Below are 25,904 nucleotides of genomic sequence, written 5' to 3' on the forward strand. Positions count from 1 at the left end.
CGAGACCAAGAGGCGGCGCTTCGCGTTTTCGCCTGCCTATCTCTATGCGACGCCCGTGCACCTACTGGTGCTTGGGATCATCGTGCTGCCCTCCATCTTCGTCCTGTGGCTGAGTTTCGAGGCCTCGTCATTCGGCCAATCGGCAACCTTCGTTGGGCTCGATAACTATATCCGCGTCCTCACCGATCCATATTTTTGGGGTTCGATCTGGAACACGGTCCTCGTCGTCGCCGTGGCGGTTCATATCGAACTGCTGCTCGGCCTCGGCCTGGCTCTGCTTTTCGCCTCCGGGCTTCCCTTCCAGCGTGTCATGCTCGTCGTGGTGCTCGCTCCCTACGCTATCAGCGAGGTGACGGCGGTCGCAATGTGGCGCTTCCTGTTCGATCCAGACGTCGGGCCGATCACGCTGATGCTGCGATACACCGGGCTGCCGACGCTCGACTGGACGTTCATCCCTTCCCATGGCCTCATCCTCGTCGGCCTGCTGACAATCTGGCTGCACCTGCCATTCACATTCATCATTCTCTATGCGGCACGGCTCGCGGTTCCGAAGGAGCTCTACGAGGCTGGGCGCACCGACGGGGCCAACGCGTTCCAGCTCTTCCGCAACATCACGCTACCGCTTCTGGCGCCAGCGATGCTGATTGCACTGCTCTTCCGCTATATCTTCGCCTTCCGCCTCTTTTCCGAGGTCTGGCTCCTGACCCAGGGCGGCCCGGCGCGCACGACCGAGGTCGTTTCCGTTTATCTCTATCAGGAAGGCTTCCGCTACAACTCGTTCGGCACGGCGGCCGCGACGGCGTGGATGATGGTCGTGATCTCGCTGCTGCTTGCGACTGGCTATGTATGGCGGCTGCGCAAGGAATCCGTGGCCAATGCGTTCTAAGCGTCTCGCCATCGGTGCCGGAAAGACGCTCGCTGTTGCGGCAATCGTTGTTTGGTCGCTGTTTCCGATCGGTTTCATCGTGCTCTCGTCGTTCAAACCCGGTCGCGAGATTTTCGCGGTTCCACCAGAGCTCTTCTTCGAACCGACCTTCGAGCACTACGCCTCGTTATGGCAGCGCTGGCCGGCCTTTTTCGACGGGCTCGTCAACAGCCTGATCGCACCGGGGCAACGGCGCTTGCAGTCATGGCAAGTTTGCTCGCTGGTTTCGCCTACTCACGCTATCGTGGCGTCCGTTTCCTGGAAGAATCGGTGATGTTTCTGATCGGATCGCGGCTGATCCCGCCGATCGTCGTGACGCTGCCACTGTTCCCGGTCGTCAATCGGCTCGGGCTCAACGACACCCATCTGGTGCTGATCCTGCTTTACGCGAGCTTCTTCGTCTCGCTCGGCACGGTTTTGATGCGGACGTTCATCGATCAGGTGCCGCGCGAACTCGACGAGGCGGCTGTCCTCGACGGCGCGCGGCCGCTGACGATCCTTGTGAAGATCATCTTGCCGCTCGTAGCGCCCGGCATGCTCGCCGTCGCCGTCTTCGTCGTCGTCTTCGCGTGGAACGAGTTTCTGTTCGCCTATATCTTCACCGCCAACCACGCCAAGACTGCGCCTTTGGTCCTTTCAGAGATGATCAGCTCGATCGATGGCGTCGACTGGGGCGTGCTCTTTGCGGCCTCTATCGTCCAATTGCTGCCGGTTCTCGTCTTCGTGGTCCTGATGAACCGGTTTCTTGTCGCCGGGTTGACCGCCGGCGCGACCAAGGGGTGACGACGTCACCGAGAAAGGGAGGAAGACAATGCCTTTGCACATGACACGCAGAGCCCTGCTGACGACCGCGATGGCCGCCGGCGCCACGGGCGTATTGGGTCGGTTGGCCCATGCTCAGGTAAAGACGCTGAACGTGCTTTGCCATCGCGTCCACCAGACCAACTTGACGACCGGCGTCGCCGGCAATGTCATCAAGCCGTGGGAGGACAAGAACAACGCCCAGATCTCCTGGACGACGCTCGACAGCAATCCGCTCCAGGACCGGCTATTCCGGGAGGCGAGCCTGAGCGAGACCGATTTCAACGTCGGCTATATCATCGACAACCGCATGACATCGCAGATCGCCTCGCTCTTCGAGCCGCTCGATGACCTCCGGAAAGCCGAGCCGATCGAGGATTTCGACGATATCGCCCAAGCCCTGCGCCAGTCGATGACCGTCGGCGGCAAGCTCGTCGGCATCCCGGTGCGCCATGCCACGCAGGGGCTTTTCTACAACGAGGAGCTGCTTCAGGAGGCCGGCATTTCGGCGCCACCGGACACGCTGGAGGAGCTGGTCGAGCAGGCGAAGAAGCTGACCTTCACCTCCAAGTCCGGTACGCCGGTCGTCGGCATGATCCTTGCGAGCGACCTCGCCGTCTTCCCGGTCATGTTCGCCCGCGCCTTTGGCGGCGATTTTATCGACAAGCAGTTCCAGGTGGTTCCCGATCCGGAGGCGATGGAAAAAGGCCTGTCCGTGCTCGCCGACCTCTTCAAGGCCGGGGCGCTCCCCCGCAGCTACGCCACGACGCGCAATGACGACATGGTGACTTGGATGCAGCAGGGACGCGCAGCCTTCGCGGTGCTGCCTTTCGCCCGCTACGCGCAGCTCAACAACAAGGAACAGTCGACCGCGCCGGGAAAGATCAAGGCGATCGAGTTCCCCGGCTCCAAGACCCTCGGCAGCGGTCAGGAAATGCACCCGGTCGTCGAATCCTGGGCGATGGCCATTCCCGCCAATTCGGCGGACAAGAAGCTCTCCTGGAGCTATATCCGCTTCGTAGCCAGCAAGGCGGCCACACTCGATATGGCGCGCAACGGCAATGGCCCCGTCCGCCCATCAACCTATGCCGAGCCGTCGTTTGCCGGGTCGCAGCCGCAGGCGAAGGTCGAGGCTGCCGCCCTTGCCAAGGCGAGACCAGCCTTCCCGGCTTTTCCCGAAGCCGCTCGCGCTCAGTCGACGTTTCTCGAGGAGGTTCAGCTCGCCGTCCTCGGTCGCAAGAGCCCGAAGGAAGCGGTCGCCGCCATTGTCGACCGCGTCAAACCGCTGATGCCAGCGTAATCGTATGGACCGACGTGGCCATGTCGCCTCGCACATACCAGGCGGCTCATCGGTGAGGATCAGGCGCGGTCGTAAAATTGTTGTCGGTGAGGCTCGGGTGAGGCGATGTCCATTGGCCGGGCCTTCGGTTGCGCGAGCTCTGGACTGCTTAGCAGCGTGCTGGTGGCAAGAGGATGAATCATCGGGCGCCACGGTCGGGCGGGGATGAGGACGCGGATATGCGGATATAATGTCGTTGTTATTCTTCCTGTGGAATGCAGCGAGACGATTCCCAGGTTGCTGATACCACCCGGTCGCGCTGCTTACAGCGCGATCGACCCGCGTAAGCAACGCACCATATCTTTGCGCGTTTTCAGGCATGATGAGGCGCGCGCATTAACTCGGCGGATTCTCTTCGAATGCCATCAAGATGACAAGCCATCGCCTGCCATCTCGATGGCCCAAAGCTGCCGCGCTATATCTGCGGAAAAGGAGACCCACATGGCAGAGCCTCAACTTTCCGTAAGAAGTGCCAGAGCGCGAGACCTTGCGCACCGGCTTGCCCGTCGCGAAAATCGTTCGATTGCAGACATCGTCGAACGTGCCCTTGAATCCTACGAAGCGCGGGAGGCAGGTCGCGAACCTGCGTCGACGTTTTACGCGCGCATCGCGACGGTTTACGGCACCGATATCGACCTTGAAGCAGCGATCCGAGACGATCGCCGGGTTCATGTAGGACCTGAGCTTTGATCTTTCTCGACACCATGTGGTTTCTGAAACTTTGAAGAAGGCGCCTAGCGCTGCCGTTATCGCATGGCTGGTTCGCCATGATGCTGAACTGGCGCTTCCGACTGTGACAATCGCCGAGATTTCCTTCGGCTTTCAAAAAATTCGACCCGATCAGCGTGCCGAGCGGCTGGAGCAGGGCTTGTCCGATTGGCGTCGTCGTTTCGCCGGCCGAATCTTCGGGCTGACTGAGGAAGCCGCATTGGCCTACGGGAAAATTATGGGAACTGCTGCACGCCAAGGTCTGGGTATGTCCGCGCTCGACGGCATGATCGCCGCGATAGCGCGTGTCAACGGAGGCCGCCTTGCGACGCGAAACTTGAGCGACTTCGATAAGACCGGCCTCGATCTGATCTCTCCTTGGGAGTTTTGACGCCTCGGAAATAGGCTTCGTTCAGCATCGGGGCAGGGAGGAGCATTTTCGACCCCTTAAGCCCTGATGCCTTGGTGAGATTGACCCGGAAACGGTCGCGCCGGCGCTGCTGAGGCATGGCCGAGCTGCGTTTGCACTTATCAACCCCATCAAGCGCTGATCCCAGCGGGTCTTGTTGGGGGTGCGTAGTATCCTTCGGCTCGTTTACTTCATTCTGTCCCACCATGTACCTGAGGTTTTTCCGATCGCTGGACGACGGTGTGATGCCGGCACTTGGACGGGACGACGAGCCACGCGCTTGGCGCACGAAGATCATCAACGGCTCCCAATCGCGCGACTTCCGCTCGACGAAAAAAGCTTGACGTTGCCATATCAGATGCGTTTACTTGATCCGTAACTAAGATATAAATTCCATTACTATGGAATACAAGCGAAGGGAACCAAGATGAAGCGTTTCTTGCAGATCGTCGCTTCGCTCGCCGCGCTTATGCTGCCGGCGACAGGCGCTGCCTGGGCCGAGCCCGCTAAAGGTGGAGTGATCGACGTGGCGACCATTGGGGAGCCGCCGACGCTCGATCCGATGGCCTCGACCGCCGATCTGGTTGGCATCGTCACGCAGCACATCTTCGAGACGCTCTATACCTTCGACAAGGATTGGGGCATCACGCCGCTGTTGGCCGCCGACATGCCACAGATTTCGCCGGACGGCCTTACCTACACCATCCCGCTCAGAGCCGGCGTAAAGTTCCACGACGGCAGCGATATGAATTCGGCCGACGTGGTCGCTTCGCTGCAACGCTGGATGAAGATTGCCACGCGCGGCAAGCAGGCAGCCGAAGTCATCGCCGCGGTCGACGCCGTTGACGACAATACCATCAAAATCACGCTGAAAAAGCCGTTCGCGCCGCTTCTGTCGCTGCTGTCGCTGAACAATGCCGCCGCGATCATCATCCCGTCGGAAAACGTGGGACAGGAGCCGCTGACCAGCTTCGTTGGTACCGGCCCCTATATGTTGAAGGAACGCAAACCCGACCAGTACATCCAGCTTGCCCGGTTCGACGGCTACAAGTCGCGCGACGGCGAACCCAACGGCTATGGTGGCGCCAGAAAACAGTATCTCGACGAAATCCGTTTCGTGCCGGTTCCCGATGCGAACACACGCGTCGAAGGCGCAGTCTCCGGCCAGTTCGCCTATGTTGACTCGCTGCCGGTCGAGTCCTTTGACAAGATCTCGGGTGGCAAGACCCAGCCGGTCATCTTGAAGCCGTTCGGCTGGCCGGTATTCGTCCTGAATACCAAGCAGGGGCTGAATTCCGACATTCGCATCCGCAAGGCGATACAAGCGGCGCTGGCGCCGAACGACATGCTGCTCGCCGCATTCGGATCGAAGGACTTCTTCGCAGCCGACGGCGACATGTATCCGCAAGGCTTTGCCTGGCACACGGACGCCGGCACCGAGCCCTACAAGCCCGATGGCGACACTGAAGCGGCTGCGGCGCTGCTGAAGGAAGCCGGCTATGACGGCAAGCCTTTGCGCATCCTCACCAGCCGCCAGTACGAGTTCCACTACAAGATGGCGCAGGTCGCGGCCGAGTATCTGAAAGCCGCCGGCTTCCAGGTCCAACTCGATGTGGTCGAATGGGCGACGCTGACCAAGAACCGCACCGACCCGGCGCTGTGGGACATCTACATTACCCACAGTCCGTTCCTGCCCGAGCCGTCGCTCACCGGCATAATGTCGGATTCCTCGCCGGGTTGGTGGGTTTCGAATCGCAAGCACCAGGTGCTTGAGGCGTTCAACGCTGAAGCCGATCCGGCCAAGCGCGTTGCGCTGTTCGCAGATGTCCAGAAGGCGATCTACGACGAGGTTCCAGCGTTCAAGGTCGGCGACTTCAACGCCTTGGCCGCCCAGGCCCCCAAGCTGAAAGGCGTGACGCCGGCGCCATGGCCCTATTTCTGGAACGCTTATCTGGAAGGCAACTGAGACGGCTCCTCCCACCTTCCGCCTCAACCCAAGGATAGGCGGCCGGGTGCCGGCCGACAAAGCCGGCACCGGCAAACCGTTCGATGATTGCTCAGAGATGGCCGATGCTGCGCTCAATCCTCAACAGACTTCTCGGCATGATCGTCGTCATGGCGCTGGTCGTCACGATCGTGTTCGTCATCGTACGGGTGACGCCCGGCGATCCGGCGGCGGTCATGCTGGGTCCAGACGCCACGGCCGCCGATATAGCCGCGCTGCGGTCCAAGCTCGGCCTCGACGGCTCCATCCTCGAACAGTTCGGGCGCTACGTTCTCGATGTCGTCCGAGGCGACTTCGGCCAGTCGATCTTCCTGGGCGAGCCGGTCACGACCGCGCTCGCCCAACGCGCCGAACCGACATTTTTTCTCACCGTCTTCTCCCTGGCGATCGCGACGCTCATCGCGCTGCCGGTCGGAATCCTGTCGGCCTACAAGCGCGGCTCTATCTTCGACCAGGCGGCAACCACCATTGCCATGTTCGCGGCCAGCGTGCCGAGCTTCTGGCTCGGCCTTTTGTTCATTCAGTTCTTCGCCGTGAAGCTCGGCTGGTTCGACACATCTGGCTATGGCGGGCCGGGAGCTTCGTTTGCCGACCGGTTTGACCATCTGGTGCTGCCGGCGCTGGCGCTCGGTCTCATAAGCTCGGCACTGATCACCCGCTTCACTCGCGCCTCGATGCTCGACGTGCTCAACGACGACTATGTGCGGACCGCCCGGTCCAAAGGCATGAGCGAATGGCGTGTGGTGCTGAAGCATGCCTTCAGAAATGCCTTGATCCCCATCCTCACCGTCATCGGCCTGACCGCGGCACTGCTCATCTCCGGTGCGGTGGTGACCGAGACGGTGTTCGGCCTGCCCGGCGTCGGCAGCTTGGTCGTCTCGGCGGTGTTGCGGCGCGACTATCCGGTTATTCAAGGCGCGCTGCTGGTCATTGCCGGGCTGTACGTCTTGGTCAATTTCGCCATCGACATGCTCTATCTGGCTGTCGATCCAAGGGTTCGCTACTGATGGCCGCTATCTCGGTGCCGCTCCAGGCGGAGCCAAATATCCTCTCGCGGCTGATGACCCGGCCGACGGCGGCGGTGGGCATCGCCGTGATGATGGTCATCGTGCTCGCCGCAATCCTCGCGCCGGTCATCGCCCCCTACGCACCGACCAAGCTCTCCATTGCCAGCCGGCTGCATCCGCCGAGCCTCGACCACCTGTTCGGCACCGACGATCTTGGGCGCGATATCTTCACCCGCATGCTCTACGCCGCGCGCACTTCGCTGGCGGTCGGCTTTGCTGTCGTGATCTTCGCCTCGATCATCGGCGTCGTTTTGGGACTGACTTCCGGCTTCTTCAGAAAGCTCGACGCGCCGGTGTCGCGGTTGATCGACGCCATGATGGCTTTTCCCGACATATTGCTCGCAATTGCGCTCGTGGCGGCACTAGGCGCCACCGCTTTCAATGTTGTGGTCGCCCTCGGCGTGGTTTATGCGCCGCGGCTCGCACGCGTGGTGCGGGCCTCGACGCTGGTCATTCGCGAACTCCCCTATGTCGAGGCGGCCCGCGCACTCGGCGTGCCGACGCCGGTTATCCTGGTGCGGCACGTCCTGCGCAACGTCACCTCTCCATTGCTGGTGCAGGCAACCTTCATCTTCGCCAACGCCATCCTGGCCGAGGCCGGTCTGTCCTTCCTCGGCGTTGGCATATCGCCCGACATCCCGACCTGGGGCACAATGATCGCCACCGGCCGTCAATACATGGATCAGGCCGGCTGGATCATGATGTTTCCCGGCAGCGCCATCGTCATCACCGTGCTGTCGCTGCAGCTCGTCGGCGACGGTTTGCGCGACCTTCTCGACCCTCGTCTGGCAAAGGACATCTGATGTTCGGCAATCGCTCTTCGCAAACCGAAAGGCCGCTGTTGATCAGGGGCGCAAAACCAGTCGGTTTCGGCGGCGGGTTTGGCCAGACAATCGACGTGCTGATCGGCAAGGATGGCCGTATCGCCGAAACCGGTTCGACGATTGCCGCCGGCGAGGATGTGAAGATGCTTGACGCCAATGGCGCGTTCCTGTCGCCCGGCTGGACCGACCTCCACGTGCATGTCTGGTACGGCGGCACCGACATTTCGCTGCGGCCGCAGCAATGTGGCGCCGCCCGAGGCGTCACCACGATGGTCGATGCCGGCTCGGCCGGCGAAGCCAATTTCCACGGCTTTCGCGAGTTTATCATAGAGCCGGCGCGAGAGAACATATACGCGTTCCTGAACATCGGTTCGATCGGTCTCGTCGCCTGCAACCGTGTCAGTGAGCTGATCGACATGCGCTCGATCGATATCGACCGCACCATTGCCACCGTCGAGGCCAACCGCGACATCATCGTCGGACTGAAGGTGCGTGCCAGCCACGTCATCACCGGCGGCTGGGATCTGACGCCGGTCCGGCTGGCGAAGAAGCTCGGCCGCATCCTCAAGCTGCCGCTGATGGTGCACGTTGGTGAGCCGCCGCCACTCTATGACGATGTTCTAGGCCTGCTGAGCGAAGGCGACATCGTCACTCATTGCTTCAATGGCAAGGCCGGCGGCTCGATCATCGAGGACGACGATCTTTATCGGCTCGCCGAGGATGCGGCGCAGCGCGGCATTGTGCTTGATGTCGGCCACGGCGGCGCCTCGTTCTCCTTCGATGTCGCCAAGGCGGCGCTCGAGCGCGGTCTGCCACCGAAGACGATCTCGACCGATCTGCACAACCGTTCGCTCGACGGCGCTGTGTGGGATATGGCAACCACCATGTCGAAGCTGTTGTCGCTCGGCATGGCATTCGAGGATGTGGTGACGGCCTCGACGACGGCGCCGCGCCGCGCCATCCGGTTGCCCGCCGACGGCCTGCTGGAAAAGGGCAGGCCAGCGGAATTCACTTTGTTCGACCTCGTCGAGGCCGAGCTCACTGTGAAGGATTCGCAAGGGGCGACAAGCATGCTGCACCGGCTATTCGAGCCGCGCTACGCTGTCCTCGGTGCCGAGGCGATCGTTGCCCACCGCCACATGCCGCCGGAAGGGTCTGCGGGCAGTGTGCCCGTCTGTCCGCATTGCGGGTGGAAATCATGAGCGACGCAATGGCCGGCGACGTCATCCTGTCGGTTCGGGACTTGCGGACCTGGTTTCAGACCCGCCGTCTTACCGCCAAGGCGGTCGATGGCGTCACCTTCGACCTGAAGCACGGCAAGACGCTGGCCGTGGTTGGAGAATCCGGTTCCGGCAAGTCGGTGACCAGCCTGTCGATCATGGGCCTGCTGTCACGGCCCGGAAGAATCGCCGGCGGCCAGATATTGTTCCGCGACCGGCAGGAGCATGTCCACGACCTCGCCGGATTTACCCAGAAGGAATTCCGCAAGCTACGCGGCCGGGAAATTGCAATGATTTTTCAGGAGCCGATGACTAGCCTGAACCCGCTCTTCACGGTCGGCGACCAGATCAGTGAGATGATCGTGCTGCACGAGCCGGTGAACCGGCAGGAAGCGCGCAGCCGTGCGCTCGCCATGCTGAAGCATGTCGAGATTCCGGACGCCGTCTCGCGGCTCGACGACTATCCACATCAGATGTCCGGCGGCATGCGTCAGCGCATCATGATCGCCATGGCACTCGCCTGCAATCCGTCGCTGCTGATCGCCGACGAACCGACTACGGCCCTCGACGTCACCATCCAGGCGCAGATCCTCGATCTCTTGCGTCGCCTGCAGGTCGAGATGGGGATGTCGATCCTTTTCATCACCCACAATCTCGGTGTGGTCGCCGAGATCGCCCATGATGTCGTCGTCATGTATGGCGGCCGAGTCGTCGAGCAGGCGCCGGTCAACGATCTGTTTGCGCACCAGCGCCATCCTTACACAAGGGGGCTGCTGGCCTGCACGCCCAATGCCGCGCGCGATATCGGTGACGACGGCGAGCGCCGGGCGCTCTATTCCATTCCCGGCAGCGTGCCGCCGATCACCGCGCTGCCGCCCGGTTGCGCCTTCGAGCCGCGCTGTGACTTCGCCATTGCGCCCTGTCGGGCGGCACCCCCGCCATTAATGCCGGCAGGGCCGCACGGCGCTTCCCGATGCATCAGGAGTGCAGAGCTGTGAGCGCCGCGGTGATCGCCGGTCGTGCGGAGGCTGCGCCATTGCTTAGCGTGCAGGGTCTGACAAAGCATTTTCCCGCCCGCAATGGCCGCATCATTCATGCTGTCGAGGATGTCAGCTTCGATGTCGGACGCGGCTCGACGGTCGGGCTGGTCGGCGAGTCCGGCTCCGGCAAGACCACCGCCGGGCGCGCCATCCTCAGGCTGGTAGAGCCGACCAGAGGCAAGGCGCTGTTCGACGGCGTCGATCTGTTTTCGCTGTCCGCACGTGAAATGCGCGGCTACCGGCAAAAGCTGCAGATCGTTTTCCAGGATCCATTCTCCAGCCTCAACCCGCGCATGCGCATCGCCGCCATCATCGGCGAGGCACTCGACGCGCGTGGCTTTCCGCGAGGCAAGCGGCGTGCCGACAGGGTCGCTGAACTGCTGACCCTGGTCGGCCTGTCGCCCGATCACGCCACGCGCTACCCGCACGAATTCTCCGGCGGCCAGCGCCAGCGCATCGGCATTGCGCGCGCGCTCGCCGTCGAGCCGGAATTCGTCGTCGCCGACGAGCCGGTCTCGGCGCTTGATGTGTCGGTGCAGGCGCAGGTGCTCAACTTGCTCGGTGAGTTGCAAAAGCGGCTCGGCCTGACGCTGCTGTTCATCGCGCATGATCTCTCGGTGGTCGAATACCTTTGCGACGAAGTGGTGGTGATGTATCTCGGCCGCGTCATGGAGCGTGGTCCGAGCCGTCTTCTCTACGCCGCGCCGCGGCACCCATACACCAGGGCATTGCTGGCGACGGCACCCGTGCCCGACCCGACCCGCCGGCGCACCCACGTCGCCTTGCACGGTGACATTCCAAGCCCGATTGACCCGCCTTCCGGCTGCGTCTTCCGCACCCGCTGTCCGGAGGCAATTGCCGCCTGCGCCGGGATCATTCCGCCCCTCGACGATATCGGCGGCGGGCACCACGTGGCCTGCATCCGGCACAACGAAAAAACGATCTGATTGGAGTTTGTGTATGACTTTTTCCGAGCTCATGAAGCGACCGGAAAGCACGCCCTACGACCGGCTTTTGGCGCTTGGAATAACGCTGCCCGAGGCGCCGCCGCCGATCGCCAATTTTGTCACACACGTGCAGGAGGGCAAGCTGCTGTTCCTGTCCGGCCAGGGGCCGAGCGAGGCCGACGGCCGGGTCCATACGGGCAAGGTTGGTGCCGACGTCACGGTCGATCAGGCCTATGCCCATGCGCGGCTGACCGGTGTCAACCTCATTGCCGTCATGCACGCAGCGCTCGGCGATCTGCGCCGCGTGCGGCGTGTGGTGAAGTTGTTCGGCATGGTCAACGCCACGCCGGATTTCGCCGACCACCCCGCGGTGATCAACGGCTGCTCGGACCTGCTCATCGATGTTTTCGGCGAGCGCGGCACGCATGCCCGCTCTGCGGTCGGCCACGGATCACTGCCGGGAAGAATCAGCGTCGAAATCGAAGCCGTCATCGCCATTGATTGATCGGATCACGAATAGCCGGAGCACAAGACCATGCCTGTCGACGATATCCGCAGCCATCTGGGCCTCAGGCCCGTCATCAACGTCTCTGGCACGATGACCTCGCTCGGCGCCTCCATTGTCGTTCCCGCGGCTGTCGAGGCTGTGTCCGGCATTCTCACCGAGTTTGTCGAAATGGCCGATCTGCATCGCAAGGCCAGTGCCGTGATCGCCGAATTGACGGGCGCGGAGGCCGGCTTCATCACCGCGTCGTGTTCCGCGGCAATCACCCTGGCGGTGGCGGCCAGCATGACCGGCCCGGACCTTGCCGCGATCGAACGGCTGCCGGATGCCGCGGGACTGAAAGACGAGGTCGTCATCCAGTCCGGCCACATGGTCAGCTACGGCGCACCGATCGAACAGGCGATCCGTCTCGCCGGCGCCAAGGTCGTGCCGGTCGGTCAGGCGACCAGCGCCTCGGCATATCAGCTCTCAGGCGCCATCACCGAGCGCACTGCTGCAGCAGTCTACGTCGTGTCGCACCATGTCGTCGAGTATGGGCAAATCCCGCTGAAGATGTTCGTCGAAGCCGCCCATGCACGCGGGGTCCCGGTCATCGTCGACGCAGCGTCCGAATACGACCTGGCGGGCTTTCTCGCCAGCGGAGCCGATCTGGTGCTGTATTCGGGTCACAAATTCCTGGGCGGCCCGACATCCGGCATCGTCGCAGGCACGAAAGCGCGGGTGCGCGACGTCTATCTGCAGAACCGAGGCATCGGGCGCGGTATGAAGGTCGGCAAGGAAGGCATCGTCGGTGCGCTCGCTGCTCTCCAGGCCTGGAAAACGCGTGACCATGACGGTATCCGCGCTCGCGAACGCCGAGCGCTCGATTGCTGGGCGCAAGCGCTCGAGGGGCGGCCCGGCATCACCGCCGCCATCGTACCCGACCCGACCAGCAATCCGCTCGATCGCTTGAAGGTGTGGGTGAATGCCGCCGAAGCCCGCATTACGGCGTGGGATCTGGTCGACCGGCTGGCAGCCGGCAATCCGCCGGTGGTCGTCCGCGATCATGAAGTCGAGCACGGCTATTTCTTCCTCGATCCATGCAATTTGCATCCCGACGAAGAATTCGTGGTGGCGGCACGGCTTGCCGAGGAGCTTGATGGCGCGCGCAAGTCGAATGCGATCATCGCCACACCATGGAACGAGCGTCTCATGGCCCGCGAGGCCACGATCCTCAACTGGCCGGATTGAGGGTGGCTGTGGTAAATGCCCCGGCTGCCTTACAGTGCACGCAAAACCGAGAATGCCATGCCCACGATAGCGCCCGACCTGCACCTGAACCCTGCCGAAGGCGCACGCGAACCCCGCCGCTCGCGCACCAGCGGTATCGACCGTGCGCTGCAAATACTCGATTATCTGCAAAAGCAGGGTCGGCCAGCAACGGCGTATGAGATAGCACACGACATCGGCGCCCCCCTGTCGACGATCTACGTCATCGTCGACGATCTGGTCGAAAAGGAACTGCTGGACCGCAAGGACGGCGGCCTGCTCTGGTTAGGCCCGCGGCTTTATCAATACGGCCTGACCTACGCTCGCACATTGGATCTGCTCAACGTGGCAACGCAGGAGATGCACGAACTGGCTCAGAGTTCGAAAGAGACGATCCAGCTATGCGGCCGTGACGGTGACCATATGGTTGTGCTTGCGATGGAAGAGGGCAAAGATCATTTCCAGGTCACATCTCGCGTCGGGACCCGGACGCCGCTGAACTGGACTGCGTCGGGCCGGCTGCTCGTCGGCCATTTGCCGGAAGCCGAACGCCGCGCAATTTTCGCCCGATCCGCGATCGCCTCTCCGACCGGACGCGCCGAGACGGACAAGGATGTGCTCGCTCGCGCGGCCGCCGCAGCACTGGAGCAGGGCCTGTCGATCCAGGCTGGTGAATCCGACTTTTCAGTTGCCTGCATTGCGGCTCCCATCCTCGATAACCAAGGAGCCTGCCGTGCCACGATCTCGATCGTCGTCCCGGATGTGAAGCTGAAGCAAAAGAACCCGGATTTGATTACGATGGTCAAGACCAGTGCGCGCCGCATCGAGTCGCGGCTCGGTTGGCGAGCCGACCGGCCATAACGAACGCCCGGCGCTAGTTGGCAAAATCGCGGGATGGTGCGCTTCTGCACATCCCGAAACGACGGGCGCCGAGTCTCCAGGCGTTCCAATCAAGCCTGCGCTCGCATCTTCAAGCTGGACGATCTGGTGGTTTTCTGTGCCTCACAGGCTTGAGCAGTGAAACGAGAATGTCCTCTTTGGCCTGTTGATCAGACGCTCCCGTCATCAGGCAACCGAATACAGCGTCATCGCCGCATCGAAGCCGCGCTGACCTCTCGGGTCGAGGGCTGCCCTGATCCCCAGGGATCCGGGGCCCCGTGCGGTGTGGCCGCGCGCGCCGAGCCTCGCGTCGCCGAAGAGGCCCGAGGCGATGTCGAAGCCCAGAGTGTACATGCCGGGCGGCTCTGCAGCGCGGGCAGCCTTAAAGGCATCCGTCGAGGTCTGCTCCGCGATCTTCGCGCCGACGGTCGCGAGGCCGAGTTGCGCATTCCGGGCGACAATGAAGAACGCCGAATCCTCGCAGCCAACGCGCTCGTCAGCATCAAGGCCATCCATGAAAAGCTGCTTTCCAGGGCCCCATAGCGTGTCTGCGCCGGGCATCGCGACGCCAATATCAAACCCGGTCTTGGCGGGACCGTCTGGCTCTAGTTCTCGCATCTCGCTCAACAACGCGTCGCGGCTGACCATCATTTTTCCCTTGTCCGCATAAACGCTTTTCAGCCCCTTGGCGCCTTCCGGCAATGGATCGGGCGTCAGCCCTTGCGGGAAACGCCGGGCCGGCGTCTGCTTCGCGGCGAAATCAACCGGCAGGCACGCTGTTTTAGGATCGTTGATCGCCGCGGCGGCGGCTTGCGCGATGATGTCTATGTCGACTTGGAAACCACGGAATGCCTCCTGAACCGTCTGCAGGGTTGTCGGTGCCGTGAAGGTGAACTTGCCTGGATTGAGCGTAATGAAGTCCATCAGGTTCATCTGGTCTAGCCGGCTGCTGCGGTCCTTCGCGCACTCAACCAGAACATCCTGAGCTTGCCGGACCTGCGCTGCGTTCGGCGGGATCGGTCCATCTGCGATGGAGATTGGAGCCAGGGTGACGAAATAAGGAACGGCATTGGCGTTCGGATCGGTCTGGAACGCGTTCAGCCATTGCTGGAGAAGCCCATACATCTGGCTGGGATCCGTTACGTCCCCCATGATCAGATTGATTGGGCCGCCTTCGTGGTAGACGGTCGTGCGTACGTCTTCATGGAAATGCCTCTGCATGCTCTCCATTTTCATCTTGGCGTCGGCAGAAAACAGCCCGTAGGACCCCGACAACTCCATCGAAACGGCTTGGGCCTCCTCGGAACTGGCTGTATCCATCTGCAGGACGGCTAGGAACATCCCGCCGCGGCCTACCCCGTTCACGAACATGTTTCCGTAGCGTGATTGGAAGAGTTCGGGATTGCTCGATATCGCCGCCGCCGAGCCGCTCAGCTTTGGTTCGTCGATGCCGTGAAAGGGCAGCGTTACCTTGGCGGAGATGAGCAGGAACAGCGAACTGCTCTGGATCCTTGAGCTTTGGGCGAAGTCAAACCTTCCTGACGCGGAGAAGCACCCGCACCCGCCGCTCGCTTCGACATTGATGCTCAGCGACTTTTCGAGTTCGGCGGTGGTGTGAATGCGGCGTATGTCGAATGAAGATATGGACCCCATTGCATCGTCGACGCCGGAAAATGCGCCATCGACGACATGACCCATCGGACTACCCGTCGCAAGATCGACACCTTTTCCATAGTCGTAGCCGGGAGAGTAAGGTACGGTTACTTGAGTAAGCATTTCAATCTCCTGATGCGCCCATTGGCATTACTCTTAAATAAACCAGTTCAGCAGAGTATAATCTGGCACGATTGTGGCTCGCCAGAGTGCAGTCTAACGGGTCAGTTGGCGGCGTCCTCCGCACTATTTCTAGCAGGAAGGCTCAAGCGTCGTGGGGAGGCGCTATCCCAAGCCATCTGTCGAGTTCCCTTTCGGAACCAAAATTACAGGGCCGGGCGCTCCGCCCCGGAACAACTCCCAGACGTCTTTGATGTCCATGACCTTCTCTGCAAGTCTTCAAAGAACGTTCCGACCGGAATCGATCCATGCGTGTCAGGAAGCTCGATCGGAACCGGATCGCTCGCCGAGCTTGAGTTCGGAGCAGTTCCTGGCGCGGAGAAGCCACCACCTCACCGGAGGCACCAGACATCCAAAGCGGAGCAGGCGCGATCCCGCTTCGAGTGTGGATCGCGCATGCTAGAGCTAGTCTGATACGGATTGGACAAGGATGGTGATGTCGTAACTGGCATCCGCGCCCTGCACGTTTTTCACGGTTTGGAAATCCATGATCGCGGACAGGTCGATCATCCCTATCTCGTCATCGCCTGAAAGGTCGGTCTCGATAATATTGAGGTAGAATTCACCGGCTGGAACGACCTGGTTGATGTCGAGATTATAGTCGTTTCCCGGAGTGAAGGATCCAATCGGGAAGCGAACAGGACCCATCACTCCAACAAGGTCGTCGGAGCCTGTATAATCATTCGTCGAATGACATTTGATGCGGCTTATGTTCAGAGAGTAGGGACGCATGGTCATTGCTCCATCAACTTGTGCGAGATGGAATGCTCACCTGCCCGAGCTTACGAATGGCTTACGAGGTCGTCACAGCCCGCCGCTTTCTGCTCGCTGAGGTGTTGTCGGCGACCGGGACATCACCTGATGCCTGTCGCGCGGTCAGTCGACCCGGTAAATGATGTAGTAGGCCGACCCCTCGATCGCCGAGCGGGCGATTTTGGCGATTGGACCCAAGCCTTGTTCTTCCTTCTCCATGGTGACGGAGCCGAGTGGATCATTGCCATTAAGAGGGCCGTCTTCATCCCAAAGAGAGAGATTCTGGCTATACTCGAACGGCAGCACGAGGCCGGGTTCGAACGACTGGTCCGCATTGACTTCCCTGGTGGTTCCGGGAGAGGGCCAGACAGCGTCATCGACATTGCCTTCAGTCCCGGTTGTGATGAACAGATTGTCCGGATCGGCCCGTATGGCGTCGATCACTCCAAGAACGCTTGGCAGTGACTTGATCCCTTGCAGCAGGCTGCCGGCGAAGTCGTTCTGGATGAATCGCGGCGTCAGGCCCATGATGGCGTCGACCAGCGCCTGGTTGGCCGCGAAGTCGGTTCCGGTGGCGGGCTGGACACAATAGATGGTTTGAACGGTTGCGGTCGGCACGGGTTTTCTCCTTGAGTTGGAACGATGCCGACAGTGACGGAGCCGCGCTTACGTTTGGCTTACATGCTGAAATGACGCGCACTCGGCCCATCATCTGCTATAAGAGTGCAGCCTGGCGGATCTGGATGCGGCGGTGCACGGCGGCCCGATAGCAAAGCTTTCAATGCCAAGACCCGCGGGAATCTCGCGGCGGCCGCGTATTGCTGCACTGGTCGACAGGTGCCTGGAATCCGGCATGTGCTGGATTGCTGCCCCTGGCGGATACGGGAAGACCACCGCGGTCATCGATTACCTCCAGGAAAAGCGGGCTCCGCATGTCTGGTATCGCGTCGATGACGAGGACCAGGATATCGCCCGCCTGTTCTACTATCTGGCGATGTCGCCTGGGGCGCAGGAACTCAGTCTTCCTGTTTTCGGAACCGAATATGCGGAGGATGCTGCTGCATTCGCGCGTCTGTTCTTCCGCGCTTACTTGGCGCAGATGGCGCCGGACACGGTCATCGTCCTTGACGATATTCACCGTGCCGATACACCAGAATTCCGCGAAGTTCTGGCTGTCCTGCTGCGAGAACTGCCCAACACGGTCCGGTGCATCTGCATATCGCGTACACTGCCTGGTGGGGGCGTGGCCGAACTCGCGCTCGCAGGCAAGCTGCCGGTCATCGGCCAGACCGCACTGGAATTCTCGGAGGACGAAGCACGCTGCCTCGTCGGCCTCAGGGAACCAGGCCATGAGAAGGGGATCGATGTCACCGCCGCCAGGGGGTGGGCGGTCGGCCTGGTCATGATCGCCAACCAATCAAGTGCCCCGCAGTTGATGAGCGCCATGCCTCTGGGGCAGGGAAACTTCCAGGAGGTGGTCGGCAGACTGTTCCTGCAGAACGTTCCAGGCGACGACCAGAACACCCTGCTGAAGCTTAATCTGCTTCCCGAAATCAATTCCGGTCTTGCCGACGCCTTGCTCGGACCCAGAGTCGGCGGCCCGGTGCTGGAGCGGCTCTTCCAAATGCAGCTGTTGGTTACCCGAACAGGCCTCGGAAGCGGAGGATTCCAGTTCCACGACCTCCTGCGCGATTACCTGTCCAGGCTCTTCGAAGCGCGGCTGCCGCCGGAAGAGCAGGCAAGTCTGCGCGAAAGGGCAGCTCGGGTCCTGCGCGACGCAGGATTGGTCGACGCTGCCGTATCGATGGCTCTCCAAGCAGAAGCCTGGCCGCTTGCCCGCGAGTTGGTTATCGAGCACGCCGAGGCGATGCTGTCCCAAGGCCGCAGGGCTACCTTGATCGAATGGGGCACCAGATTTCCTGCTGAAGAACTGGAAGGCTGGCTTCTCCACTGGATCGGGGCCGCTCATGTTCCTGACGACGCCGCAGCCGAGCGATGGTTCTCGCGGGCTTGGGAGGCGTTCGAGAAGGACGGCGATTTGCGGGGGCAGTGGCTGACCGTGATCCGCGCCGTGCTCGTAAAGACAAGCAGCTGGCGGACGCACGGGGGCCTGGACGGGTGGACGCGAAGGGCAGCCGCCATCCTTCGCGGAAGGCAACCCGATCTTGTCCCGAGAGAGCGGATGCTGGTTGGTGTCGGCATGTTGCGCGCGGTGGATTACGGGGAGGCCGACGAGGAGACCGCACAGGCAGGAGTGAAGATGGCCGACGAACTCCTGCAACAGCTGTCGAACCCGACTGGTGAAGTTCCGGTTGACCTGAGATTGCTTGCCAGTGAAGCCCTTGTTGATCATGCGGTCTGGTCAGGGCGGCAGGACATCTTCGAACAGGCGGTCGACAGCGTCGCTTCCGAATTGAACGACCCGAAGGTGACGCCTTGGGTGCTCGGCATGTGGTTGGTCTCTTTCGGCGCCGCCAGCGGAAGGTATTTTTCATTCTCGAGGCGCGGGTTTCCATATGCCTCGGCCGAAGACGCCCTTCGCAAGGCAATCGAGATGGGCGAGAGGGAAGCCCTGAGAAGCGTCGAGTTCAGCGGTCTCTACCATCTCCAGCTGCTGCTCAAGCTGCGTAACGATTTCGCCGGCTTCGCAGATCTCGTGACGAGGCTCAGCAAAATCGCGGACAGCCGCTTCACAACTCAGGTGGCTGTAGTCGCCGATTGCCGAGCCGCCATGCATGCGCGGCAAGGCAGCTTCGTCGAAGCCTACAGGGATTGCGACACGTTCATGACCGCGATCGAAGAGGCGAACGAGCCGATGGTCGAGCGCTGGCCGCATTATGTCACCAAATTCCAGGTTCTTCTCGCCGACAGAAGGCCCGCTGAGGCCGCCTCGCTGTTGGCAGATATCGTCGACCGGCTGGACGGTGGCCCGCGGGAACGGGTGAAGATTTGCATTCTTGCCGCTGCCGGTTTTGAAGAGAAATGGAGGGGCGGAGCCGGTTATGAAGAGAAACTGACGGAGTTCATGACAGCCCTGAGGACCGTCAACCCGTCTGCAATCCTACTCAACCTGCCCGATCTCCTCGCCGAATTGCTGGCCGATGCACTTGACCGCGGAATCGAAGTGGATCTCTGCCATTCGGTCATTCAGACGCGGCGTCTCGTCCCGCCAATGAGACGGCCTGCCAAATGGCCATGGCCACTGAAGATCTTTGTGCTGGGCGGCTTCAGGATCGAGCTCGACGGAACTCAGTTCGATCTCGGATCAAAATCGCCGACGCGTGCCCTCGACATCCTGCGGGTTCTCGCCCTGGCGCGCGACCAGACCTGTCCCCTCGAAAGCATTCATGACTGGCTTTGGCCCGACCTTGACGGGGATCAAGCCAAACCGGCGTGCGAGCAAGCCCTTCACCGCCTGCGCAAGACGCTCGGCAAGGGCGACTTCATAGTTCAGAGGGAGGGGCGCATCAGTCTGCCCCCGGACAAGGTGTGGGTCGACCTTGCCGATTGGGAAACCCGTCTCAACCGCGGTCTTTCCCGGAAAGGGGATACGACAGTCCCCGAAAAGGAACAGCTTCTGGCGAGATTCCCCGGCCCGCCACTGTCGCCGGGTTCTCTTCCGTCTTGGGCGATACCGGTGGCCGACAAGGTTCGGGACGGCTATATCGACCTGGCGATCAACGTCGGAAGACATTGGGAGAATGCCGGAGAAGGTTTCCGGGCGCGAGAAGCCTACCTGAGAGCACTCGAGTACTACCCGGATTCGGAAAGAGTGTACCAAGCCCTCATCAGGGAACGTCTGTCCAGCAGTGATCCTGCCGCAGCTGTAGACGACTTCTCGCGTTACGAGAGGGCGGTTGGAGCGAACGGGGAATACAAATCCTCTCACGTGATCCGCACGCTGGTGCGCCCGTATCTGAAATCCTGAACGCCCAAAGACCCGAAGCCACCCGTAAGCTGTGTCTTGCCAGCGTGCTCCGAACCTCTTCTTTGCACGGCCCGATAATTTCACGGGCAATCCCTGGCCGATCGTGTGCGGGGCGGTTTTGTCCAACCAGCAATCCGGGTCGGAAACACTGAGACCCCGGAGCGATAAACTCTGCGCTTGGGCAGCGTGCCTGCGTAATGCTGGATTCTACCCAGCAGCGTGCAGGACTACTCGCGCAGCGAGCGGGCGGGCAAGATAGACCGGCGGAATCGGGCTTTCGATACAATCCACTCGCTTGTGGTTTCTTCCTGAGCGAATGGATCCAAAAAATTTCGATCTGTAAGCCATCCGTAAGCTGCGGTCAGAGAAAGTCAATCCGTCGAAACCAAACAACCGCTTCGTCCGGCCCCTCGAGAGGCTACCCCGCTCGCGAAACCGCGCATGCAAGCAGCCCGATGAGGATCAAAAACATGTCTACATGGCAGGATAGAGCATACCGGATATTAAATCTTTTCGAGGGTTCGGCCGACGAAGCTGGTGACCGAACCTGGCAGATCATGAACCACGTTCTCGACGAGAACAATCAGGACGATTACATCAGCAGAGACTTCTACAACGTCCAGCAGACCGCAGGCGGGCTGCCGGAAGGCGTCACCTTCGAAGTCTTCCTGTCAGCGGTGTCCGGTCATGTCAGGGACGAGCTGCAGGGCGGAAGCTTCGACGAGGAGCTTGGCGATGATGACGTTCGCACGGCAGGCCTCTCTTTCGACGACAACATTCGCCGGCATATCCGGTTCCTCAACGGAGTGGTCCACCAAGGCGCTCCCGGCGAGGTTCATCTCGGACTATGGGAGAGAATTCTGCAGGCCCGCGACAATGGCCGGAGCATCCACTCGCTGTACCACGACTATCTCGTCGATGCCTAACCGGCCCAGACACTCACGGTTTTTGTCACAGGCACAGGTCCGCAGGAAGCCATCGCCCTAGCGACACGTGCCCGGAAGGGACAGCAGCAAACTTCGGCTGGGAGATGCTCGGCAGCCAAGGAGGCGGCTGGGCCCGGCAAGGACATTCCTGACCTGGTGATTGTCTGATCGGCCGATGTCCGAACGAGACGTAACTTGCTCTTGGGCCTGGGCTCTCGGATCGACGGAGCGCGGGCTTTGCACATCCGCAACCTGACGTTGGTCTTTCCCCCCGTCCGCGTGACGATCCATGGTCCAGCGCCGCAACAAACGAAACAAGGAGAGTTCTCATGCCTGGTAACGATCTTCAGGTCACCGGCGGCATCACGCAAGCACTGCTTGACGCGCTGAACCAGATACACACCGCCGTTGCGGCCCAGCTTGTGAATCCCGACGGCACGCCGTCTGGCTCGGCAGTCTACATGCACCTTCCAGTCGGCCAGCCGATTGACCCGAAGATGTATGCCAATCCCTGGACGCCGGCCGGCGGCAGCGCCTACGGCGCGGTTTCCACCACGGGCGCCTTCTCAGCACCACCCGCGCCCCCTTCGGCCGGAACGCCCGCGACGCAGGCCGGTCAGCTGTCCGCAATGCCGGCACCAGATCCCAGGCTGCAATTGGCGATCAGCAGCGCCTTCAACACGGCTCAGCGGGTTGATGACATGTTGATGGTCACCAACAAGGGGGTTGCGGTGTCGTGGCCTCAGCGCACCGTCAGTATCGAGTATTTCACAGCCCTGGCCGGCATGCAGGCGGAACCGATCCCTGAGCCCTCGACCGATATCAAGAAGCGCATCGCCGATGCCCAGAAGACATTGTATCTGATGGATGCCGACGGCAATTTTACCGGCTACACGCCGCGCCACACCGCCTACAGGCACAACCAGAAGGTGCTGGCAGATGCGCGCAGCGAGTTCGCGCTCGCTTACTCCCAAGCCATGTCCGATCCTATCCAGGGACAGGCATGGCCGGTCACCAGCGCCAGATACCAGAACGTCGTCGACCAAGCCTATAACGACTTCAAGGATATGGGCGGGCAACAGATCGACGACGCGATTGCAACCCTTCAGTCCGTCGGCGGCAGCGCCGCGGCCGCCCTGATTGCCAAGGCCCGCAAGATGTACGACGAGTATAGCGTTGGTCTCGGTGGCGCCGTGGCAATCAAGGTGCCCTGGTCGTATATCGATCCGGTCTCCTGGTGGGATCACACCAACGATGACTTCGGGGTGATGAAGATCACCGCCACATCGAAACAGTACCAGGCGAGCGGTGGCGGCGGCCAACACAGCTTCGGACACAGTTTTTACAACAACGAGTCGTCATCAACATCGGGGAGCGTCGGCTACAGCGTTCTGGGTTTCGGCGCCTCCGCCAATGCATCACATAGCGAGACCAGCCATAACGACGGGTGGAATGCCGACCAGTCCTCCTGGCAGTCGCATCAGGACAGCAGCTCTTCGGCAACTGTCACGTTCGAGTGGTTCATGGCCAGCATCGAACGGCCATGGCTGCTTGGCGATCTTTTCCACATGGACGGCTGGTATCTCGCCGGTCAGAAGAAGAATGCGATCAGCGACGGGACCATCGAAGGTCAGATCGGCGACGTGCCCAAGCTGCTCCCGATGATCCCGAAGGGTTTTCTGATTGTTCGAAACGTGAAGATTAGCGCTAATTCCTGGGGCAGCATGGGCAGCGCATTCCAGAGCGCCGTCGACAGCGCCAGCGGACACACTGAAAGCAGTTCCACCTCCTATGGCGGCAAGGTTGGTTGGTGCGGTATCGGCGGATCGGTCCAACATTCCAATTCGGACAGCAGCGGCGCATTCAGCAACCAGCACGATGCATCTCAGGGATTTTCCTTCAGCAGCAATGAACACGGTGGAACGCTTGAACTTTTCGGTTCGCAGATCGTGGGCTGGGTAGGCCAGATACAGCCGGCCGCGCCGCGCAAGGACGACCCTGCACTCAACGCCGGAGTCGTGGCCAACCCTGCGACAGCCGCCAATGCCGGGGCGCCTGTGACACCGGCCGACGCGCCCGCTGCTCCGCAAGGCTGAGGTGTCCCTGTGAGCACGAACAGCGATCAGCTCGCGATCCTTGGCCAGCAAGTGGTGGACACGTTAATCGCGACCTACAACCCCAACAATGACCCGTCGTTGGCGCTTGCCATTCATCCGGGGCAGGCGCTAGCCGATGGCATCGTCCAAAATGGCGTGACCAATCCGCTGCGGCTGTCGGAGTGGCTGGAAGACCAGTACGACTATCCGCTATGGCTGAAACGGTCCGATGCCTCCTTCGTTTCCGCCTCGTCTGTCGGCAGTCTTACCGCCAAGTCTGCCTATTTGGCGATGATCCCATGGGCGCAACCGGGGGTTCCGGTGGACGCTCCTTCCTATGCGCGCATCGCCGCGATGGTTGCCGAGGCACGAAAAGATATCGGGGACAATCCCGATGCGCTGCCATTCAGCTGCGAGCCGACAGATTTCGCCGAGCCCAGCTGCACGGCCTGGCATGTCTTCGATCAAAGGATATCCCGCACTGCCGCAACCACGACCGAGACACCCGGCGCGATTAAGGCAAACCCCCTCTTATGGAAGATGCGAGTGTTAACAAAAGAAGGGGTTTCGAACCTCACCGCAGTTTCCGAGGCGGTCGAACGGCGCAAGGCATTTGCCGCCGAATTAGCTATCGTGCCAAGGGTTCAGGCGGTCAGAAAGCTGCGCACGCAGCCACATCTCACGGACTACGCTACCCAGCCGGTCGAGTTTCTCGGTATCCAGGATGCAGCAGGCACCGCGGTCAATCTGAGCCAGTTCAGCGCGAACCATCTGGATGGTCTCACCGCTTCGCCGCTCCACGCCCGGGCGCTGGCCGCCAACCTGCCAAGATTCAGTCGAATTCGCGCTGCCCGGCGACACCTCACAGCCCAGGCAGATCAAGTCTCGCCGCCCAGAGAGCAGCCAAATGCTTCAAACACGCAAATGCAGTTGGACACGTCGCTCGTGAACCGATTGGCCACAATCCAGCTTCACGATCTCATTAGAAACCCCGTCGTAACGGAGGTAACTACCTCGGACAGTGAACTGCATGTGCATTTCGAGTACTGCATGCTCACCATCAGCCGGCGGATCGCCGGCACGAGATGGTGGCATCCCGACCTCATCGACGAGGAGGATTGGTACGTACCGGGAATGAAGCGCGGCGACATGATCAAGGCTTCGACCGACGACGCCTATGCGCATTGCCTGCCTCAGGGCCTGCTTCTGGTTCGAAACGTGGAATTCAGCGGCTCGTGGACCGCCGAAGCCCGCACGACGATGCAAAACGCCGTCTCGTTTCTGGGTCCCTTCCTGATGCAGGCGCCAACCAGCTCTACATCCAGCACGTCCGACCTCGAACAGATGAGTGTGCTTGGCGTGGGCGTTCAGGTAATAGGCGAGCTTTGTTTTCCATTGCCGCCGCTCCCGCCGATGGATGATCCAGCGGAATCGGAACGTCCCGTTGTCTAAGCAATCCACGACGCTCAATGAAGAGGGCAAATGCGTTGTGGCCGAGCCGGGACGACGTACCCTAGGCGACCGATGTCATTGCGCTGCACTCTGCGGTGCTGGCACGCTGCGAGCAACAACTAGACCAACTTCAAACAGGGCTTGCCAAAGGCATTGCAGCTGGCGATTCCGAGGCGATGCGTGACTTGATCGAAACCGTTACTGCGTTTCGAGATCCATCGAGGGCCGGCGGAATTGAAGTCGAAATCGCTGGGCCTCTCACCGTACTCCTGACGAGAATGCCGTTCCTTACGGCGTCGAAGGACAGTGGGGAAAGGTGGTCGCGAGAGCGCGCTGTCGCCTTTCCCACAACCATCAGATCGGCCGTTCCGGCTTCGCTGCCGCAACTGAACGAAACGGGTAGTTCCAACCGCGATCAGAGTAGGGCCTTCGCGGTTCGCTTAGATTTCATACTCCGCTTCGAGTGAACGTCAAGATCAAAGCGTGGCGAGCTACTCGAAAACCATCGGCGTATCTGATGGGACACTGAGCTGTTTGCCATTCACAAAGAGACGCAGAGCCCAGCCCCTGGATTTTCAGCTAATTTCTTCGCGCGTCGGGGGAGTTAAAGTGCTTGCGTTCAACAACTCGGCACGTTGTAGGAACAGGGCTCTGCGCGACGTCTCAGCTCTGCGGGCTGCACCAACGCGGAAAAAGGCGCTGTAATCGGTGGTGTTGGCGGTGCCGCGCTCGGAACAGCAGCTGGCGGGAACGACGTGCGAAATGCGGTCGTTGGCGGTGCAATCGGGGCCGTCGCCGGTACGTTGATCGGAGCGGCGGCCGACCGCCGCGGATACTGTCGATACCGGGATCGGAACGGGCGAGTCTTCGAGGCGCGATGCAGGTGATCGCGTTTCGTGTCTTGCCCCGCCGTGACGCTCGCAGGGCGTGAACGATGCCTGACCCGCCCGCGAACGCAATCAAGAAAAGCAGACCGGCGGTCAGCCCAACAACACGTGG

21 protein-coding genes and 2 pseudogenes are annotated in these 25,904 nt (G+C 61.3%); 20 read left to right on the top strand and 3 right to left on the bottom strand.

Features of this window, described 5'->3' with window-relative positions:
* Positions 1-55 precede the first annotated feature (55 nt).
* The 15 genes and pseudogenes from NKJ94_RS13255 to NKJ94_RS13325 all read left to right on the top strand — a co-directional run bounded on the left by NKJ94_RS13255 (position 56) and on the right by NKJ94_RS13325 (position 13,899).
* A complete protein-coding gene (locus tag NKJ94_RS13255) occupies positions 56-886 on the top strand; it encodes a carbohydrate ABC transporter permease (protein ID WP_352525527.1) in 831 nt (276 codons plus the stop codon).
* Positions 876-1,199: an ABC transporter permease family protein gene (locus tag NKJ94_RS13260; protein ID WP_352525528.1), complete on the top strand. Its 324-nt coding sequence runs from the start codon at positions 876-878 to the stop codon at positions 1,197-1,199. Before NKJ94_RS13255 ends, NKJ94_RS13260 begins: the two co-directional genes overlap by 11 nt.
* On the top strand, positions 1,130-1,708 hold the full coding sequence (locus tag NKJ94_RS13265; protein WP_352525529.1) for a carbohydrate ABC transporter permease: 579 nt from the start codon (positions 1,130-1,132) through the stop codon (positions 1,706-1,708). Before NKJ94_RS13260 ends, NKJ94_RS13265 begins: the two co-directional genes overlap by 70 nt.
* 28 nt (positions 1,709-1,736) lie before the next feature.
* Positions 1,737-3,026, top strand: coding sequence for an ABC transporter substrate-binding protein (locus NKJ94_RS13270; RefSeq protein WP_352525530.1), 1,290 nt, complete (start codon positions 1,737-1,739; stop codon positions 3,024-3,026).
* Positions 3,027-3,506: 480 nt separating this feature from the next.
* Complete coding sequence (locus tag NKJ94_RS13275; RefSeq protein WP_352525681.1) at positions 3,507-3,755, top strand: type II toxin-antitoxin system VapB family antitoxin; 249 nt, start codon at positions 3,507-3,509, stop codon at positions 3,753-3,755.
* A pseudogene (locus tag NKJ94_RS13280) lies at positions 3,752-4,164 on the top strand (type II toxin-antitoxin system VapC family toxin). Before NKJ94_RS13275 ends, NKJ94_RS13280 begins: the two are co-directional and overlap by 4 nt.
* A 445-nt stretch (positions 4,165-4,609) precedes the next feature.
* Positions 4,610-6,148: an ABC transporter substrate-binding protein gene (locus tag NKJ94_RS13285; protein WP_502896005.1), complete on the top strand. Its 1,539-nt coding sequence runs from the start codon at positions 4,610-4,612 to the stop codon at positions 6,146-6,148.
* 104 nt (positions 6,149-6,252) lie between these two features.
* Positions 6,253-7,194 (top strand): ABC transporter permease, encoded by a 942-nt coding sequence (locus NKJ94_RS13290; RefSeq protein ID WP_352525531.1) that lies wholly within the window; start codon positions 6,253-6,255, stop codon positions 7,192-7,194.
* On the top strand, positions 7,194-8,057 hold the full coding sequence (locus NKJ94_RS13295; protein WP_352525532.1) for an ABC transporter permease: 864 nt from the start codon (positions 7,194-7,196) through the stop codon (positions 8,055-8,057). The genes NKJ94_RS13290 and NKJ94_RS13295 overlap by 1 nt, the downstream gene beginning before the upstream one ends.
* Positions 8,057-9,280 carry an amidohydrolase/deacetylase family metallohydrolase gene (locus NKJ94_RS13300; RefSeq protein ID WP_352525533.1) on the top strand — a complete coding sequence of 408 codons (1,224 nt, stop codon included), beginning with the start codon at positions 8,057-8,059 and terminating at the stop codon, positions 9,278-9,280. The genes NKJ94_RS13295 and NKJ94_RS13300 overlap by 1 nt, the downstream gene beginning before the upstream one ends.
* Positions 9,277-10,296 (top strand): ABC transporter ATP-binding protein, encoded by a 1,020-nt coding sequence (locus tag NKJ94_RS13305; RefSeq protein ID WP_352525534.1) that lies wholly within the window; start codon positions 9,277-9,279, stop codon positions 10,294-10,296. Before NKJ94_RS13300 ends, NKJ94_RS13305 begins: the two co-directional genes overlap by 4 nt.
* Positions 10,272-11,285 carry an ABC transporter ATP-binding protein gene (locus tag NKJ94_RS13310; RefSeq protein ID WP_502896004.1) on the top strand — a complete coding sequence of 338 codons (1,014 nt, stop codon included), beginning with the start codon at positions 10,272-10,274 and terminating at the stop codon, positions 11,283-11,285. The genes NKJ94_RS13305 and NKJ94_RS13310 overlap by 25 nt, the downstream gene beginning before the upstream one ends.
* A 13-nt stretch (positions 11,286-11,298) precedes the next feature.
* Entirely contained in the window at positions 11,299-11,790 is a 492-nt protein-coding gene (locus NKJ94_RS13315; RefSeq protein WP_352525537.1) for a RidA family protein, read from the top strand.
* A gap of 30 nt (positions 11,791-11,820) precedes the next feature.
* A complete protein-coding gene (locus NKJ94_RS13320) occupies positions 11,821-13,020 on the top strand; it encodes an aminotransferase class V-fold PLP-dependent enzyme (protein WP_352525539.1) in 1,200 nt (399 codons plus the stop codon).
* Between the two features lie 57 nt (positions 13,021-13,077).
* The gene (locus NKJ94_RS13325) at positions 13,078-13,899 is read left to right on the top strand and encodes an IclR family transcriptional regulator (protein WP_352525541.1); all 822 of its coding nucleotides are present in this window, start codon (positions 13,078-13,080) and stop codon (positions 13,897-13,899) included.
* Between the two features lie 204 nt (positions 13,900-14,103).
* On the opposite strand, the gene NKJ94_RS13330 is transcribed toward NKJ94_RS13325, so the two are convergent.
* From NKJ94_RS13330 to NKJ94_RS13340, 3 genes are all read right to left on the bottom strand, one after another.
* Positions 14,104-15,693 (bottom strand): hypothetical protein, encoded by a 1,590-nt coding sequence (locus NKJ94_RS13330; RefSeq protein ID WP_352525542.1) that lies wholly within the window; start codon positions 15,691-15,693, stop codon positions 14,104-14,106.
* A gap of 462 nt (positions 15,694-16,155) precedes the next feature.
* The gene (locus NKJ94_RS13335) at positions 16,156-16,488 is read right to left on the bottom strand and encodes a hypothetical protein (protein ID WP_352525544.1); all 333 of its coding nucleotides are present in this window, start codon (positions 16,486-16,488) and stop codon (positions 16,156-16,158) included.
* A 138-nt stretch (positions 16,489-16,626) separates the two neighbouring features.
* Positions 16,627-17,121 (bottom strand): hypothetical protein, encoded by a 495-nt coding sequence (locus NKJ94_RS13340; protein WP_352525546.1) that lies wholly within the window; start codon positions 17,119-17,121, stop codon positions 16,627-16,629.
* 481 nt (positions 17,122-17,602) lie between these two features.
* Here NKJ94_RS13340 and NKJ94_RS13345 point away from each other — a divergent pair, with 481 nt between their 5' ends.
* From NKJ94_RS13345 to NKJ94_RS13365, 5 genes and pseudogenes are all read left to right on the top strand, one after another.
* A complete protein-coding gene (locus NKJ94_RS13345) occupies positions 17,603-20,431 on the top strand; it encodes an AfsR/SARP family transcriptional regulator (protein ID WP_352525548.1) in 2,829 nt (942 codons plus the stop codon).
* A 470-nt stretch (positions 20,432-20,901) separates the two neighbouring features.
* Entirely contained in the window at positions 20,902-21,357 is a 456-nt protein-coding gene (locus NKJ94_RS13350) for a hypothetical protein (RefSeq protein ID WP_352525549.1), read from the top strand.
* A gap of 329 nt (positions 21,358-21,686) precedes the next feature.
* Positions 21,687-23,453: a hypothetical protein gene (locus NKJ94_RS13355; protein WP_352525550.1), complete on the top strand. Its 1,767-nt coding sequence runs from the start codon at positions 21,687-21,689 to the stop codon at positions 23,451-23,453.
* A 9-nt stretch (positions 23,454-23,462) separates the two neighbouring features.
* On the top strand, positions 23,463-24,905 hold the full coding sequence (locus NKJ94_RS13360) for a hypothetical protein (RefSeq protein ID WP_352525552.1): 1,443 nt from the start codon (positions 23,463-23,465) through the stop codon (positions 24,903-24,905).
* A 683-nt stretch (positions 24,906-25,588) separates the two neighbouring features.
* Positions 25,589-25,792: pseudogene (locus NKJ94_RS13365) on the top strand (glycine zipper domain-containing protein); the annotation flags it as partial.
* Between the last annotated feature and the right edge of the window lie 112 nt (positions 25,793-25,904).

This window comes from Mesorhizobium sp. M0060, from assembly GCF_040323155.1.
Classification (GTDB): Bacteria; Pseudomonadota; Alphaproteobacteria; order Rhizobiales; family Rhizobiaceae; genus Mesorhizobium.